This is a genomic window from Kitasatospora sp. NPDC022856 (genome assembly GCF_055561235.1).
Genome location: NZ_JBVHHE010000001.1, coordinates 384,906 through 398,949, shown reverse-complemented (window position 1 = coordinate 398,949; position 14,044 = coordinate 384,906). Strand labels below are relative to the sequence as shown.

Annotated in this window: 12 protein-coding genes and 1 pseudogene; 9 read left to right on the top strand and 4 right to left on the bottom strand. The window is 73.5% G+C overall.

The window, feature by feature from the left end:
- The first annotated feature begins 184 nt into the window (after window positions 1-184).
- From ACZ34W_RS01775 to ACZ34W_RS01765, 3 genes are read left to right on the top strand one after another with little or no spacing between them, the layout of a single operon-like run.
- Window positions 185-463, top strand: coding sequence for an SHOCT domain-containing protein (locus ACZ34W_RS01775; RefSeq protein ID WP_329487459.1), 279 nt, complete (start codon window positions 185-187; stop codon window positions 461-463).
- Window positions 460-1,215: an ABC transporter ATP-binding protein gene (locus ACZ34W_RS01770; RefSeq protein WP_329487458.1), complete on the top strand. Its 756-nt coding sequence runs from the start codon at window positions 460-462 to the stop codon at window positions 1,213-1,215. The genes ACZ34W_RS01775 and ACZ34W_RS01770 overlap by 4 nt, the downstream gene beginning before the upstream one ends.
- Complete coding sequence (locus tag ACZ34W_RS01765) at window positions 1,212-3,803, top strand: ABC transporter permease (RefSeq protein ID WP_465600739.1); 2,592 nt, start codon at window positions 1,212-1,214, stop codon at window positions 3,801-3,803. Before ACZ34W_RS01770 ends, ACZ34W_RS01765 begins: the two co-directional genes overlap by 4 nt.
- Window positions 3,804-4,078: 275 nt before the next feature.
- Here ACZ34W_RS01765 and ACZ34W_RS01760 read toward each other — a convergent pair whose 3' ends face one another.
- The 3 genes from ACZ34W_RS01760 to ACZ34W_RS01750 form a co-directional block, all read right to left on the bottom strand.
- A complete protein-coding gene (locus ACZ34W_RS01760; protein WP_329487456.1) occupies window positions 4,079-4,957 on the bottom strand; it encodes a metallophosphoesterase family protein in 879 nt (292 codons plus the stop codon).
- 291 nt (window positions 4,958-5,248) lie between these two features.
- The gene (locus tag ACZ34W_RS01755; RefSeq protein WP_329487455.1) at window positions 5,249-5,536 is read right to left on the bottom strand and encodes a DUF4190 domain-containing protein; all 288 of its coding nucleotides are present in this window, start codon (window positions 5,534-5,536) and stop codon (window positions 5,249-5,251) included.
- Window positions 5,537-5,577: 41 nt separating this feature from the next.
- On the bottom strand, window positions 5,578-5,733 hold the full coding sequence (locus ACZ34W_RS01750) for a hypothetical protein (RefSeq protein WP_329487454.1): 156 nt from the start codon (window positions 5,731-5,733) through the stop codon (window positions 5,578-5,580).
- A gap of 111 nt (window positions 5,734-5,844) precedes the next feature.
- On the opposite strand from ACZ34W_RS01750, the gene ACZ34W_RS01745 reads away from it, so the two are divergent.
- From ACZ34W_RS01745 to ACZ34W_RS01720, 6 genes and pseudogenes are all read left to right on the top strand, one after another.
- The gene (locus tag ACZ34W_RS01745; protein ID WP_465600734.1) at window positions 5,845-6,474 is read left to right on the top strand and encodes a TetR family transcriptional regulator; all 630 of its coding nucleotides are present in this window, start codon (window positions 5,845-5,847) and stop codon (window positions 6,472-6,474) included.
- Window positions 6,475-6,764: 290 nt separating this feature from the next.
- On the top strand, window positions 6,765-7,697 hold the full coding sequence (locus ACZ34W_RS01740) for a S1 family peptidase (protein WP_465600731.1): 933 nt from the start codon (window positions 6,765-6,767) through the stop codon (window positions 7,695-7,697).
- 140 nt (window positions 7,698-7,837) lie between these two features.
- A complete protein-coding gene (locus ACZ34W_RS01735) occupies window positions 7,838-9,304 on the top strand; it encodes a S28 family serine protease (protein ID WP_465600728.1) in 1,467 nt (488 codons plus the stop codon).
- Window positions 9,305-9,587: 283 nt separating this feature from the next.
- Complete coding sequence (locus tag ACZ34W_RS01730; protein WP_465600725.1) at window positions 9,588-10,217, top strand: TetR/AcrR family transcriptional regulator; 630 nt, start codon at window positions 9,588-9,590, stop codon at window positions 10,215-10,217.
- Window positions 10,201-11,970, top strand: a complete 1,770-nt coding sequence (locus ACZ34W_RS01725) for an acyl-CoA dehydrogenase family protein (protein ID WP_465600722.1) — start codon at window positions 10,201-10,203, stop codon at window positions 11,968-11,970. Before ACZ34W_RS01730 ends, ACZ34W_RS01725 begins: the two co-directional genes overlap by 17 nt.
- Before the next feature lie 176 nt (window positions 11,971-12,146).
- Window positions 12,147-13,049: pseudogene (locus ACZ34W_RS01720) on the top strand (amidohydrolase family protein); the annotation flags it as partial.
- 131 nt (window positions 13,050-13,180) lie between these two features.
- On the opposite strand, the gene ACZ34W_RS01715 reads toward ACZ34W_RS01720, so the two are convergent.
- Complete coding sequence (locus ACZ34W_RS01715) at window positions 13,181-13,846, bottom strand: inositol monophosphatase family protein (RefSeq protein ID WP_465601160.1); 666 nt, start codon at window positions 13,844-13,846, stop codon at window positions 13,181-13,183.
- Window positions 13,847-14,044 lie beyond the last annotated feature (198 nt).

Below are 14,044 nucleotides of genomic sequence, written 5' to 3'. Positions count from 1 at the left end.
ACCCCTTCCGCGTGCCTGTCCGCTACTTCCCACGCGCGGCTGCCGGGCCGTCCGTACTCCTGCGGGAGTACTTCAACGGCCGCTGCCCGGAGGACGCGGGAGCAGGCTCCCCGGCGGGACGCTCTAGGCGTTTCGGGACGCACCCCGAAGCGGCTGAAGCCCACCGCCGAGGAGATGAACCACCATGTACACGCTGCTGGCCGACCACGACGGGCATTGGCCCGGCCCCTGGATCCTGCTGATCCCGCTCGCCTGGGCCGCCGTGGTGTTCCTTGTGATCGTCGTGCTGCGCCGGACGGTCTGGCGCCGCGGCTGCGGTGCCGGGGCGGACCACCCGCTGGCCGTCCTCGGCCGCCGGTACGCCGAGGGCGCCATCGACGCGGAGGAGTACCGCGCCAAGCGGGCCGTCCTCACCGAGAGCCGGCGCGGGCGCGAGCAGGGCCGAGGGGGCGCGGGGAAGTGAGCACACTCGATGTCGTACGCGACACCGCCGCGCGGGTCGTCGACGCCGTGAAGGTCTACGGCGTCGGCGACACCGTGGTCCGGGCGCTGGACCACGTCACGGTCGACTTCCCGGCCGGGGGGTTCACCGCGATCATGGGGCCGTCCGGTTCGGGCAAGTCCACCCTGATGCACTGCGCGGCGGGCCTCGACACCCTCACCGCGGGCCGGGCCTACATCGGCGGTACCGAGCTCGGCCCGCTCGGCGACCGGCGCCTCACCCTGCTGCGCCGGGAGCGGATCGGCTTCGTCTTCCAGGCGTTCAACCTGGTACCCACACTGACCGTCCGGGAGAACATCACCCTCCCGCTCGACCTGGCCGGCGCCGCACCTGACCGGGGCTGGCTGGACGCGCTGATCGACATCGTCGGCCTCGGCGACCGGCTGCACCACCGCCCGAGCGAACTCTCCGGTGGCCAGCAGCAGCGCGTCGCCGTGGCCCGGGCGCTCGCCGGGCGGCCCCAGGTGGTCTTCGCCGACGAGCCGACCGGCAACCTCGACTCCCGCACCGGCGGCGAGGTGCTCGGCCTGCTGCGCCGGGCGGTCGACGAGATGGGGCAGGCCGTCGTCATGGTCACCCACGACCCGACCGCGGCGGGGTACGCCGACCAGGCCCTGTTCCTCGCCGACGGCCGGCTGGTCGACCGGATGGAACAGCCGAGCGCCGACCGGGTGCTGGACCGTATGAAGGCCTTCGAACGGGGGCGGTCATGAGTTCCACGACGGCCGCCGCGACCGCTGCCGCCCGGCTCAGCCTGCGCTCCCTGGGAGCGCACAAGCGGCGCCTGGTCGGCACCTTCCTCTCGATCCTGCTCGGGGTCGCCTTCCTGGCCGGGACGATGGTGCTCGGCGACACCCTGCGCTCCAACTTCGACACGCTGTTCGCCGACGCCAACGCCGGTACCGACGTGGTGGTCCGCAGCGCCGACGTCCTGGACTCCCCCGGGACGCCCGGAGGTGTCCGGGCACCCGTCGACACGGCGCTCACCGAGCGGCTGCGGGCCGTCCCCGGGGTGGCCGCCGCCGAGGCGTCGGTCCAGGGCGCCGGCCAGCTGGTCGGCAGTGACGGCAAGCCGGTCGGCGGCCAGGGGCCGCCGACCCTGGCCGGGAACTGGCTCACCGACAGCCGGCTCAACCCCTACCGGCTCGCCGAGGGACACCCGCCGCAGGCGCCCGGCGAGGCCGTGGTCAACCGCGGCGCGGCGAAGGCCGGCGGGCTGCACATCGGCTCCACCACCGTGCTGCGCACCCCCGACCCGGTGACCGTCACCGTCGTCGGCATCGCCACCTTCGGGGACAGCGCGGACGGGATGGGCCCGAGCACCTTCACCGCACTCACGCTGGCCGACGCCGAACGCCACCTCACTCCCAAGGGCGCCGGTCAGGCCGGCTCGATCCAGGTCCGGGCGGCGGACGGGATCTCCCAGCAGGAGCTGGTGAGGAGGATCGCCCCGGAGCTGCCAGGCGGGGTGGAGGCGATCACCGGTACGGCGGCCACCCAGGAGAGCACCGCGATGGTCTCGGGGCGGTTCCTGACGATGTTCACCACCCTGCTGCTGGTCTTCGCCGGGATCGCCCTGCTGGTCGCGACCTTCACCATCCACAACACCTTCGCGATCGTGGTCGCCCAGCGGACGAGGGAGAACGCCCTGCTGCGGGCGCTCGGGGCGGTGCGGGGCCAAGTGCTGGGGGCGACCCTGGCGGAGGCGCTGGTCGTCGGTGCGCTCGCCTCGCTCGGCGGGCTGCTCGCCGGGATCGGCGTGGCCGCAGGGCTCAAGGCACTGTTCTCGGCACTCGGCTTCTCGCTGCCGACGGGCGGCATGGTGATCAGTACGGCCGCGGTCGTGCTGCCGCTGCTCGTGGGCACGCTGGTCGCGGTCGGCTCGGCGCTCCTGCCGGCCGTCCGGGCCGGGCGCACCGCGCCGCTGGCGGCGCTGCGCGAGACGGGAGTGGACCGAGCGGCCGAGGGGTGGTCCGGCAGGGCCCGGGTCGGGCTCGGCGGCCTGCTGGTAGCGGCGGGTGTCCCGGTCACCGTTCTCGGCGCGACGGACGGGCCGTCGGTCGCCCTGACCACCGGGGGTGGGCTGGCCGTCCTGGCCGGTGTGGTGGTGCTCGGTCCGGTCGCCGCGGCACTCGCCGTCCGGGCGCTGGGCGCGCCGCTGCCACGGCTGCGCGGGGTGTCCGGCACGCTCGCCCGGCGCAACGCGGCCCGCAACCCGCGCCGCACGGCGGCCACGGCGAGTGCCCTGATGATCGGCGTCGCGGTGGTCACGCTGTTCACGGTGTTCGGCGCCTCGGTCAAGGCCACCCTGGATTCCACGGTGAGCTCGTCCTTCGCCGGTGACCTCGCCGTCACCGCGCCCTCCTTCGGTGCGGGCGGCAGCGGGGTCAGCCCCAAGCTGGCGGACGCGCTCGCCCAACTGCCGGAGGTGCGGCAGACGGTGGGCCTCGGCCGGGGCGTGGCGCGGATCGACGGTCACGGGCGAGTCCTGGACGTCACCGACCCGGCGCGACTGGCGGGGATCGTCGACCTCGGTCGCGTCGACGGCGCCCTCGACGCGCTCGGCACCGACGGCCTGGCGGTGGCTCGCAGCGAGGCGGAGCAGCGCGGCTGGCGGCTCGGCCAGAGCGTGACCGTCGCCTTCACGGACGGCGCGAGCGGCCCCTTCACGATCCGCGCCCTGTACGACGAGAGCGGTCTGGCCGGGGACTACCTGATCACCCGCCAGGCCTGGGCGCCGCACCGCGGGCAGGACGCGGACACCATGGTCGCCGTCGGGCTCAAGGCCTCCGTGCCGCTCGCTGCGGGCCGGGCCGCCGTCGAGAAAGCCGCCGCCCCCTTCGGGAACCCTCGGGTGCAGGACCGGGCGCAGTACGCGGCGAGCGCGGCCGGCGGGGTCGACATGATGCTCTCGGTGGTCTACGCGCTGCTGGCCCTGGCGGTGCTGATCGCCCTGCTCGGCATCGCCAACACCCTGACCCTCGCCGTGCACGAGCGGACCAGGGAGCTGGGGCTGCTCCGGGCGGTCGGCCAGACCAGGGCGCAGCTGCGGGGCATGGTGCGCTGGGAGTCCGTCCTGGTGGCGGCCTTCGGGACGGTCGGTGGGCTCGGTCTCGGGGCGTTCCTCGGCTGGGCGCTGGTGCGGGCCTCGGACAGTGCCGGGACGGCCTCGTTCGCGATCCCGCCGGGACAGCTCACGGTGGTGCTGGTGGCCGGACTGGCGGCGGGCGCGGTCGCGGGCCTGCGCCCGGCAGGCCGGGCGGCGCGGCTCGACATCCTCAGGGCGATCGCGACGGAATGAGGAGGTGCGGCATGAGGAGGCGCGGGGTGACAGGACGACGAGGTGACGGCCGTCGGGGCGGCGGCCGGGTGAGCGCAGGGTGGGTGAGCCGGCGGGCCGTCACGCGCCGTGGGCCCACCTGGCCCACTCGGCCCACCTGGCCCCCGGCCACTGGTCCGAGCCGGCGCCGGCTCGGTCACCTCGGCCCGACCGACGTTCCGTCCAGCCGGGCACCGGGGTCGCCCCGGTGCCCGGCCGGGCGGATCCAACCCGGCCGGGTCCGGCGCTCGATCGAGCTAGGGGAACACCTGACGCAGCAGCGGGTCCGGCAGGCCGCGGCGGCGCCACTCGCGGGGGTAGCCCAGCGAGACCTCCTCGAAGCGGACGCCGTCGTAGTTGGTCACCCGAGGGATGTGCAGGTGCCCGTAGATCATCGCGGCGGTGTTGAAGCGCCGGTGCCAGTCCGCCGTCAGCTCGGTGCCGCACCACTGGGCGAACTCCGGGTACCAGAGGATCTCGGTGGGCTGGCGGACCAGCGGGTAGTGGTTGACCAGGACCAGCGGCAGCTCCGGGTCGCAGGCCGCCAGGCGCTTCTCGGTGAGCCGGACGCGCTCACGGCACCAGGAGTCGCGGTCGGGGAACGGGTCCGGGTGGAGCATCCGCTCGTCCGAGCAGACCACACCGCTGTTGTACGCGGCTTCCAGGGACTCCTTCTTGGTGGTCGTACCGGGAGCCCGGAAGGTGTAGTCGTACAGCAGGAACAGCGGCGCGATGGCGACCGGTCCGCCGGCGCCCTCCCAGACCGGGTACGGGTCCTCGGGAGTGACGACACCGAGTCGGCGGCAGAGGTCCACCAGGTACTCGTAGCGGGCGACACCCCGCAACTGCACCGGGTCGTCGGGGTGGGTCCAGAGCTCATGGTTGCCGGGGGCCCAGATGACCCGGGCGAAGCGCTCGGCGAGCAGGCTCAGGGACCACTCGATGGTGGTGCTGATCTCGGCGATGTCACCGGCGACGATCAGCCAGTCGTCGGGCGAGTCGGGTTGCAGCTTCGCCACCAGGTCGCGGTTCTCCTGGTAGGAGACGTGCAGATCGCTGACGGCGAGCAGCCGGCCGGCCCGTCCGGGGCCTCCCGTCCGCCCCGACTGCGCGTCACTCTGGTACTCGGTCGTCACTCCAGCCCCCATGTCGTCACCCGGCCGATACCGCCACAGTACGGGGACGGACGGGCTTCGCGCCGCAGGTTGGCTGGATCAGTCGTTCGAGCGGCTCGGTTCCGCCGTTGGGACGAGGGTGACCAGGGCGACCAGGGTGACCGGAGCGGCCAGGGCGACCAGGGCGTCCAGGGCGACCAGGGCGTCCAGGGCGTCCAGGGCGTCCAGGGCGTCCAGGGCGTTCGAGGGCCGAGGGGGCCGCCAGGGCGCCGGAGCCGCTGGGCCGTCAGGGCGGCGTGACCGGCGCTGAGGTCAGTCGCCGATCTGCCAGAGCACGCCGTGGCTGGTGGCGGTGGTGACGGCGAGGACGACCAGCGCGGCGACGCCGAGGACGATGCCGAGCAGGGCGCGCCCGCGGCGGTGGGTGCCCCGGACGAGGGCGAGCGTGCCAAGGGTGATGGCCAGGGGACCGAGAACGATGTTGAAGAGCAGCAGGCCCGGCAGGCCGAGCAGGAAGGAGGCGACGGCCAGGTTGTCGGCCTCGGCGGTGCGGTGGCGCCGAACAGCGGCGCCGGTGCTGGTGGCGGTGGCGGTGTTCATGACGGCGGGTGTCCTTCCGGGACGGTGGTGTGGCGAGAGGGTCAGCGCTGACGCAGGCGGGCGATGCCCTCGCGGGCGCCGAACGCGAGCAGCCAGGCGGCGATGGCAGCGGCGGCGGTGAGGAAGACCGGGAGCGTGGTGTGCGCGGCGGCGCCGATGAGGACGCCCATGGCGACCAGGGCGGTGAGCAGGATCATGGCGGTCCCTTCCGGCGGCTTCCACCGCCTTGGGTTTACAAGTGTTCGCTGAATCCTCTGTCACTCTACGCGGGCTGGCCATTTTCGGCAAACGATTGTTTACTGAATGGCGTGAGTCACACCGTTGGGGCCAGACAGGCCCAGAAGCAGCAGAGTCGGCGCGCGTTGCTGGACGCGGGGCTGCACCTGCTGGCCGATCAGAACCTCGCGAGCGTCGGCGTCCGCGAGGTCACCCGGGAGGCGGGGCTCTCGCCGGCCGCCTTCTACCGGCACTTCCCGGACCTCGCCGCCCTCGGGGTGGCCCTGGTCGAGGAGTCGCTCGCCAGCCTCCATGTGATGATCCGTTCCGTACTCGCCGGTGCGGGTGGGTCCGACGAGCTGATCGACCGGACGGTGGACGTCATCGAGCAGCATGTGCGGGACCACCGGCCGCACGTCCGCTTCCTGGCACGCGAGCGGCACGGGGGAGTGCGGCAGGTACGGGAGGCGATCGACGTCGAACTCGGGCGCTTCGCCATGGAGGTGGGTGCGGCGCTCGCGCTCCAACCGGTGTCGCAGGGGTGGAGTGAGGAGGATCTGCGGATGCTCGCCGAGCTGTACGTCGACCACATGGTCTCCACGGCTGCCGCCCTCCTGGAGGCGCAGGAGGGCGACCCGGCGCGCGAACGGCACATCGCCGCCACCGCCCGACTGCAGCTGCGCCTGATCAGCCTCGGTCGCCGCCACTGGCAGGGCGGCTGACGGTAGCCCTGCCCGGCGGTGCCGGCCCCACCCGGGGGCGCCGCCGGGCACCGCCCGCGCGCCGGGCTCGGTCCCGCGCCCCACTGCCGCGCCCCACTGCCGCGCCCCACTGCCGCGCCCCACTGCCGCGCCCCACTTCCGCCGCTCCGCGCCCCGCTCCGCGCCCCGGTCCCCGCCCCGCTCCCCAGCTCCCGAGGCCTTCCTCCGTCTGACCTCCCCTCGTCGTGGACCCTTGACAACTCGTCATGTCCGCGCCAGTTTTGGTGCACCCCCACAACGAGAGGTCTCTCATGAAGAAGCCGCTCATAGGCACGTTCGCCGTGCTCCTGTTCGCCGGGGCGACCGCCCTGGCCGGCGCCCCCGCCGCCGTCGCCTCGTCGCCCGCGGACGCGCGGACCGCCCCCGCGGCCGCGACCGAGGCACAGGTCGCGGCCCAGACCCTGGCCGACCCCCAGCTCCAGGCCTCGTCCCAGGACCAGCAGGCCCGGGCTGCCGTGAACTTCGCCGGGACGGTGGCGCTCAGCAACTGTTCCGGTTCGCTCGTCCGGCTCCCGGCCTCCGCCGCGACGGATCCGGCGCTCATCCTCTCCAACGGCCACTGCCTGGAGACCGGGTTCCCCGGCCCCGGCCAGGTGGTCGTCAACCAGTCCTCCAGCCGCACGTTCTCGCTGCTCAACGGCACCGGCTCCAAGGTCGCCACGCTGCGCGCGAACAAGGTGGTCTACGGCACGATGACCGACACCGACGTGTCGATCTACCAGCTGAACACCACCTATGCCGCGATCCAGTCGAGCTACGGCATCGCCCCGCTGACCATCTCCGCGAGCCACCCGGTGCAGGGCACCTCCATCAAGGTCGTCTCCGGGTACTGGAAGAAGACCTACTCGTGCTCGGTCGACGGCTTCGTCTACCGGCTCAAGGAGGGCTCCTGGACCTGGAAGGACTCGGTCCGTTACACCTCCAGCTGCAACACGATCGGCGGTACCTCCGGCTCCCCGGTGATCGACACCAGCACCGGCCAGGTCGTCGCCGTGAACAACACGGGTAACGAGGACGGCGAGCGCTGCACGGACAACAACCCGTGCGAGGTCGACCAGAACGGTGTGGTGACCGTCCGCCAGGGCATCAACTACGCCCAGGAGACCTACGGCATCCCGGCCTGCTTCGCCGCCGGGAACCGCCTCGACCTCACCCGGGCCGGCTGCACCCTGCCGCGCCCCTGATCAGCACATCTTTCCCCGGTGGGCCATCCGCGATCCCGCGGGTGGCCCACTCGGCCGTCTACCGGACGGCCGATCGTCCGGCAGTCGGGCGCCGATTGCCGGAGAGTGTCGAACAGTTCCGTTGACCCGATGGAGAGTTGATGTCCACCAAGCTCAGAAGGCTGCTGGTCGCCGTTCTGCTGATGCCGCTGCTCGGCCTCGGTCTGGCGACGCCCGCCCTGGCGGCCGGCGCCGACGCGTCGGCCGGCCCGGTGTCGGCCGCGGACAACCCCGCGGCCGACATCAAGGACCGCCTGGCCGCGATCCCGGGGATGACGGTCACCGAGGAGAAGCCGACCACCACCGGTCACCGCTACTTCCTGCTCACCTACACCCAGCCGATCGACCACCTCCGCCCCTGGCTGGGCACCTTCCAGCAGCGGCTGAGCGTGCTGCACCGGGGGTACGACCGCCCGACCGTCTTCTACACCAACGGCTACACGCTCGGCACCAACCCCTCGCGCACCGAGCCGACCCGGCTGACCGACGGCAACCAGGTCTCGATCGAGTACCGCTACTTCTCGCCGTCCCGCCCGGAGCCGGCCGACTGGACCAAGGCCGGCATCGAGCAGGCCGCCACCGACTCGCACCGGATCATCACCGCGCTGAAGCGCGTCTACCACCGCGCGTGGCTGTCGACCGGGGCCAGCAAGGGCGGTATGTCCTCGACCTACCACCGCCGCTTCTTCCCGGACGACGTGGACGGCACCATCGCGTACGTCGCGCCGAACGACGTCGACAACCGCGAGGACTCCGCCTACACCGAGTTCTTCCGGACCGTGGGCACCCCGGAGTGCCGGGCCACGCTCGCCGCCGCGCAGCGCGAGCTGCTCGTCCGCCGCGACCGCCTGGAGGCCCGGTACGCGGCCGACAACGCGGCGGCCGGCTCCACCTTCGCCACCACGGGCAGCGCCGACCGGGCCTACGAGGCGGGCGTGCTCGACGTCGTCTGGGCGTTCTGGCAGTACAGCACCGAGGCGGACTGCGCCGCCGTCCCGGTGGCGGCCACCGCCACGGACGACGAGCTGTACGCGTGGTTCGACACCCAGTCCGGCATCACCGGCAACAGCGACCAGTCGCTCGCCCAGTACACCGCGTACTACTACCAGGCGGGCACCCAGCTGGGTTCGCCGTCCTTCGACGTCTCGCACCTGAAGGGCCTGCAGCACTACGACTACAAGGAGCTGTACTCGCCACGCACGTACGTGCCGAAGAACATCCCGATGCGCTTCGACGCGTCCGCGATGCGCGACATCGACCGCTGGGTGAAGCACTCCGCCGAGCGGATGATCTTCGTCTACGGCCAGAACGACCCGTGGGGCGCCGAGCCGTTCCGGCTGGGCCGGGGCAGTGAGGACAGCTACGTCTACACCGTGGCCGGCGGCAACCACGGGTCCAACATCGGCAAGCTGAAGGCCGACGAGTCGGTCCAGGCCACCGCCAAGGTGCTGGAGTGGGCTGGCCTGGCCGACCCGGCCGCCGCCAAGTCCCTCGCGCAGTCCCACCAGATCCCGCCGTTCGGGCCGCTGGACGAGGAAGGCCTCAAGCTGGAGCACCACCGGCTGTAACGCGCCTCGGCTGTAACGCGCCACGGCTGTCACGCGCCACGGCTGTCACGCGTCGCCGGCCGTCACGCGTCGCCGGCCGTCACGCATCACCGAGTGTCACGCGTGAGCCGACCGACCCACCGGGGCCACCCGTCGCCATCGCGACGGGTGGCCCTTCGGCGTCCCCGCCGCTGCGGAACGTCTGCCCGGCCCGGAACCTCCGCCGGACGCAGGCCCCCCGCCGGACGCGAAGAACGCCGCGCGCCCCCTCCCCGAAGCAATGAATCGGTGCTTCAATACTTTCATGGCCTATCGACGCACCCCCGCCGTACAAGCCCGACTGGACGCCCAGCGCGAGGCGGTCCTGCAGGCTGCGGTCGGGTTGCTCGCCGAGCGCGGCTACGGCGGCTGCTCGATGGCCGCCGTCGCGGACCGTGCCGGGATCGCCACCGGCAGCCTCTACCAGCACTTCGCCAACAAGGCCGAGCTTTCGGTCGAGCTGTTCCGCCGGGTGGTCAACCGCGAGATCGCCGCGGTGGCCTCGGCCGTAGCCCGCCACGAGACCCCGAAGCGGCGGATCGCCGCCGTGGTCGAGACCTTCGCCGCCCGCGCCCTTCGGGCGCCGAGGCTCGCCCACGTACTGCTGGTCGAGCCGGCCGACGCCGTCGTGGACGCCGAACGGCTGGTGTTCCGGCGTGCGTTCCGCGATGTGATCGCCACCGAGATCGCCGCCGCCGTGGCGGCCGGCCAACTGCCCCGGCAGGACCCGGAGCTGACCGCGGCCGCCCTGGTCGGCGCCGTGGGCGAGGCGCTGGCCGGTCCGCTCGCCGCTGCCCACGCACCCGTTTCCGGGGACACCCCGCCCGAGGTGGTCCCCGCCCTGGTCTCCTTCACCCTGCGTGCCCTGGGAGGACGCGATGACAGCGACGCCTGACACGACCACGCCCGACACGACCACGCCCGACACGACCACGCCTGACACGACCACGCCCGACACGACCGCACCCGACGTGACCGCACCCACTCCGGTGGCCCCCGCTCCGGTGTACGCGCCCTCCCGGACGCACGAGGTCACCAACCAGGTGCCGCTGCCGTACGGGCACGACACCGCCGCCGACCCGACCCTGCTCGCAGGCCTGCACCGGGCCGGCGCGGGCTGGGCCGAGGCCGAGCTGCACGAGCTCGGCCGGCTGGCCGGCTCCGAACAGGCCGCCGAATGGGGGCGGTTGGCCAATGAGCACCCGCCCGTGCTGCGCACCCACGACCGGTTCGGTCACCGGATCGACGAGGTCGAGTTCCACCCGTACTGGCACGAGCTGATGCGCACCGCCGTCGGCCACGGTCTGCACGCCACGCCCTGGCGGGACGGCCGGCCGGGCGCGCACTCCGCCCGCGCCGCCAAGTTCTTCGTCTGGGGCCAGGTCGAGGCCGGTCACACCTGCCCGATCTCGATGACCTACGCCGCCGTCCCCGCCCTGCGCGCGAACCCGGCGCTGGCTGCCGAGTTGGAGCCGCTGCTGGCCGCGACCGAGTACGACTTCGGGCTGCGCGAGCCGCACGGCAAACGGGGACTGATCGCCGGCATGTCGATGACCGAGAAGCAGGGCGGCTCGGACGTCCGCACCAACACCACCACCGCCGCTCCGCAGGCGGACGGCACCTACCGGCTGACCGGCCACAAGTGGTTCACCTCGGCGCCGATGTCGGACCTCTTCCTGACGCTCGCCCAGGCTCCGGGCGGGCTGAGCTGCTTCATGCTGCCCCGTGTCCTGCCGGACGGCACCCGCAACCGCCTCCACCTCCAGCGGCTCAAGGACAAGCTGGGCAACAAGTCCAACGCCTCCGCCGAGCTCGAGTACGACGGCGCGGTCGGCTGGCTGGTGGGAGAGGAGGGCCGGGGGGTCCGGACCATCATCGAGATGGTCAACATGACCCGTCTCGACTGCACCGTAGGCGCCGCCTCCGGCATGCGTCTGGGGGCCACCCGGGCGGTCCAGCACGCCCTGCACCGGCGGGCGTTCGGCAAGGCGCTGGTCGACCAGCCGCTGATGCGCAACGTGCTCGCCGACCTGGTGGTGGAGTCCGAGGCGGCCACCGTCGTGGCGATGCGCCTCGCCGAGACCACCGACCGGGCGCTGGCGGGGGACGGGACCGAGGCGCTGGTGCGCCGGCTGGGGCTGGCCGTCGCCAAGTACTGGGTCTGCAAGCGCGGCCCGGCGCACGCCGCCGAGGCACTGGAGTGCCTGGGCGGCAACGGCTACGTCGAGGAGTCCGGGATGCCCCGGCTCTATCGCGAGGCGCCGCTGGTCTCGATCTGGGAGGGCTCCGGCAACGTCGCCGCCCTGGACGCGCTGCGCGCCATGGCCAAGCACCCGGAGACCGTCGAGGCCTTCCTCGGCGAGCTGGACGCCGCCGCCGGCGCGGACCGCCGGCTGGACGCCGCCGTCGCCGAACTCCGCAAGCAGCTCACCGATCCGAGCGATCTGGAGTACCGGACGCGCCGACTGGTCGAGGCGATGGCGCTGGCCTTCCAGGGAGCGCTGCTGGTCCGCCACGGCGACCCGGCGGTGGCCGACGCCTTCTGCGCCTCCCGCCTCGGCGGCGACCACGGCGCGGCCTTCGGCACCCTGCCCGCCGGCCTCGACGCCGGGGCGATCATCGACCGCGCCCGCCCGGTGCCCGCATGAGCGCGGACGACGCGGCTGAGACCGCCGAGACCGCCGAGGTGGCCGAGGCGGACACGGCGACCGAGGCCATCCAGGCAATCGAGGCGAACGAGGTAAACGAGGTGAACGAGGCGAACGAGGTAATCGAGGCGAACGAGGTAATCGAGGCGAACGAGGTAATCGAGGCGAACGAGGTAATCGAGGCGAACGAGGTAGACAAGGCAACCAAAGCGGACGAGGCCGCTGCGGTCCGCGGCTTCTGGCAGGCGCTCGGCCTCCCCGGCCTGATCGACGTGCACACCCACTTCATGCCGAAGAACGTCCTCGACAAGGTGTGGGCGTACTTCGACCTGGCAGGCCCGCTCGTCAACCGGCCCTGGCCGATCACCTACCGCGTCGCCGAGGCCGAACGGGTCGAGCGGCTGCGGGAGTTCGGCGTCCGGGCGTTCACCTCCATGCTGTACCCGCACAAGCCCGGGATGGCGGCCTGGCTGAACGCCTGGGCCGCCGACTTCGCCGCCCGCACCCCGGACTGCCTGCACACCGCGACCTTCTTCGCCGAACCCGAGGCGCCCGGCTACGTGGCGCGGGCGGTCGAGGACGGCGCCCGGGTGTTCAAGGCGCACCTCCAGGTCGGCGGCTACGACCCGACGGACCGCCGGCTGGACGCGGTCTGGGGGCTGCTGGCCGAGACCGGTACGCCGGTGGTCACCCACTGCGGATCCGGGCCGGTGGCGGGCAAGTTCACCGGCCCCGGCCCGATCGGCGAGGTCCTGGACCGGCACCCGGGGCTGGTCCTGGTGGTCGCCCACCTCGGCATGTCCGAGTACCGGGACTTCCTCGACCTCGCCGAGCGCCACCCGTCCGTCCGGCTGGACACCACCATGGCGTTCACCGACTTCGTCGAGGCCGACGACCCGTTCCCGCGCAGCGAACTGCCCCGCCTGCGCGCGCTCCAGGACCGCGTCCTGCTCGGCAGCGACTTCCCCAACATCCCGTACCGGTACGTCCACCAGCTGGAGGCGCTGGCCGGGCTGGGACTGGGGGAGGAGTGGCTGCGGGCGGTCTGCCACGACAACGCGGCCGCACTCTTCGGGCTCACCCCGAAGGGCTCACCCCGAAGGGCTGACCCCGGCGGGCCGACCGGTGGCGGGCTGACTGGCGGCAGGCCGGCCCTGGCCCACCCCGCCCGGTGCCCGGCCGGCCCGGCCGGGCACCCACCACGCCCCGGTCACCGCACGGTCCGCAGCACCTCCACCAGGGCCGGGTGCAGCCCGGGCGCGGCGGCGAGGAAGCTGTCCGCGCCGGGCGTCCAGGCCGCCCCGGCGGCGTCCGTCACCGTCGCGCCCGCCTCGGCCGCGATCAGGGCGCCCGGCAGCAGGTTGCCCGCGTCCGCCCCGTACTCCCAGAACAGCGTCAGGTGTCCGGAGCCGACCTGGGCGACCTGCAAGGAGGTCGGGCCGAGGCAGCGGACCGCCAGGACCGAGCCCAGCACCGCCGTGAGCGACTCGCCCGCGCGGCGCAGCGCCACCGGGTCCGCGGCCACCGGCGGCGGCTGCGCCGTCCCGGCGACGGCCACCGCCGGGTCGCGCTCCAGCGGTGCGACGGGCCGCCCGTCCAGTTCGGCGCCGCCGCCGCGGACCGCGCGGTACGTCCGCCCGCCGAGCTCGGGGGTGTGCACCACGGCCAGCACCGCGACGCCGTCCCGGACCAGCGTGGCGGTGACCGCCCACTGCTGCTGGCCGAGCAGGTACTGCACGGCGCCGTCGGTCGCGTCGCAGAGCCACCACTCACCCTCGGCCGGTAGCGTGCCCGCCGGTTCGTCGCTCACCCAGCCGGCCTGCGGACGCAGCGCGCCCAGCCGGGCCCGCAGGCGGGCGGCGGCCGGGTCGTCCAACTCGGCGAAGCGCGCGGTCAGTTCCCCGAGCGTCCGCCCGGGGGTGGGCCCGGCCGCGCCGCCGCCAGCTCCGCGCCGACCTCGCGCACCGCCGCCTCGACCCCGGGCAGCAGCTCCCTGAGCGCCCGTACCTCGTCCATGGCCGTCCTCCGATCCGTCGCGGGCCGGGAGGAAAAACCCCCGGCCGTCGGGTACCAG

Coding starts and splice junctions, on each gene's coding strand:
- ACZ34W_RS01725 (WP_465600722.1), top strand. CDS start 10,201: ATGACAGCGACGCCTGACACGACCACGCCCGACACGACCACGCCCGAC.
- ACZ34W_RS01730 (WP_465600725.1), top strand. CDS start 9,588: ATGGCCTATCGACGCACCCCCGCCGTACAAGCCCGACTGGACGCCCAG.
- ACZ34W_RS01750 (WP_329487454.1), bottom strand. CDS start 5,733: ATGATCCTGCTCACCGCCCTGGTCGCCATGGGCGTCCTCATCGGCGCC.
- ACZ34W_RS01755 (WP_329487455.1), bottom strand. CDS start 5,536: ATGAACACCGCCACCGCCACCAGCACCGGCGCCGCTGTTCGGCGCCAC.
- ACZ34W_RS01765 (WP_465600739.1), top strand. CDS start 1,212: ATGAGTTCCACGACGGCCGCCGCGACCGCTGCCGCCCGGCTCAGCCTG.
- ACZ34W_RS01740 (WP_465600731.1), top strand. CDS start 6,765: ATGAAGAAGCCGCTCATAGGCACGTTCGCCGTGCTCCTGTTCGCCGGG.
- ACZ34W_RS01735 (WP_465600728.1), top strand. CDS start 7,838: ATGTCCACCAAGCTCAGAAGGCTGCTGGTCGCCGTTCTGCTGATGCCG.
- ACZ34W_RS01775 (WP_329487459.1), top strand. CDS start 185: ATGTACACGCTGCTGGCCGACCACGACGGGCATTGGCCCGGCCCCTGG.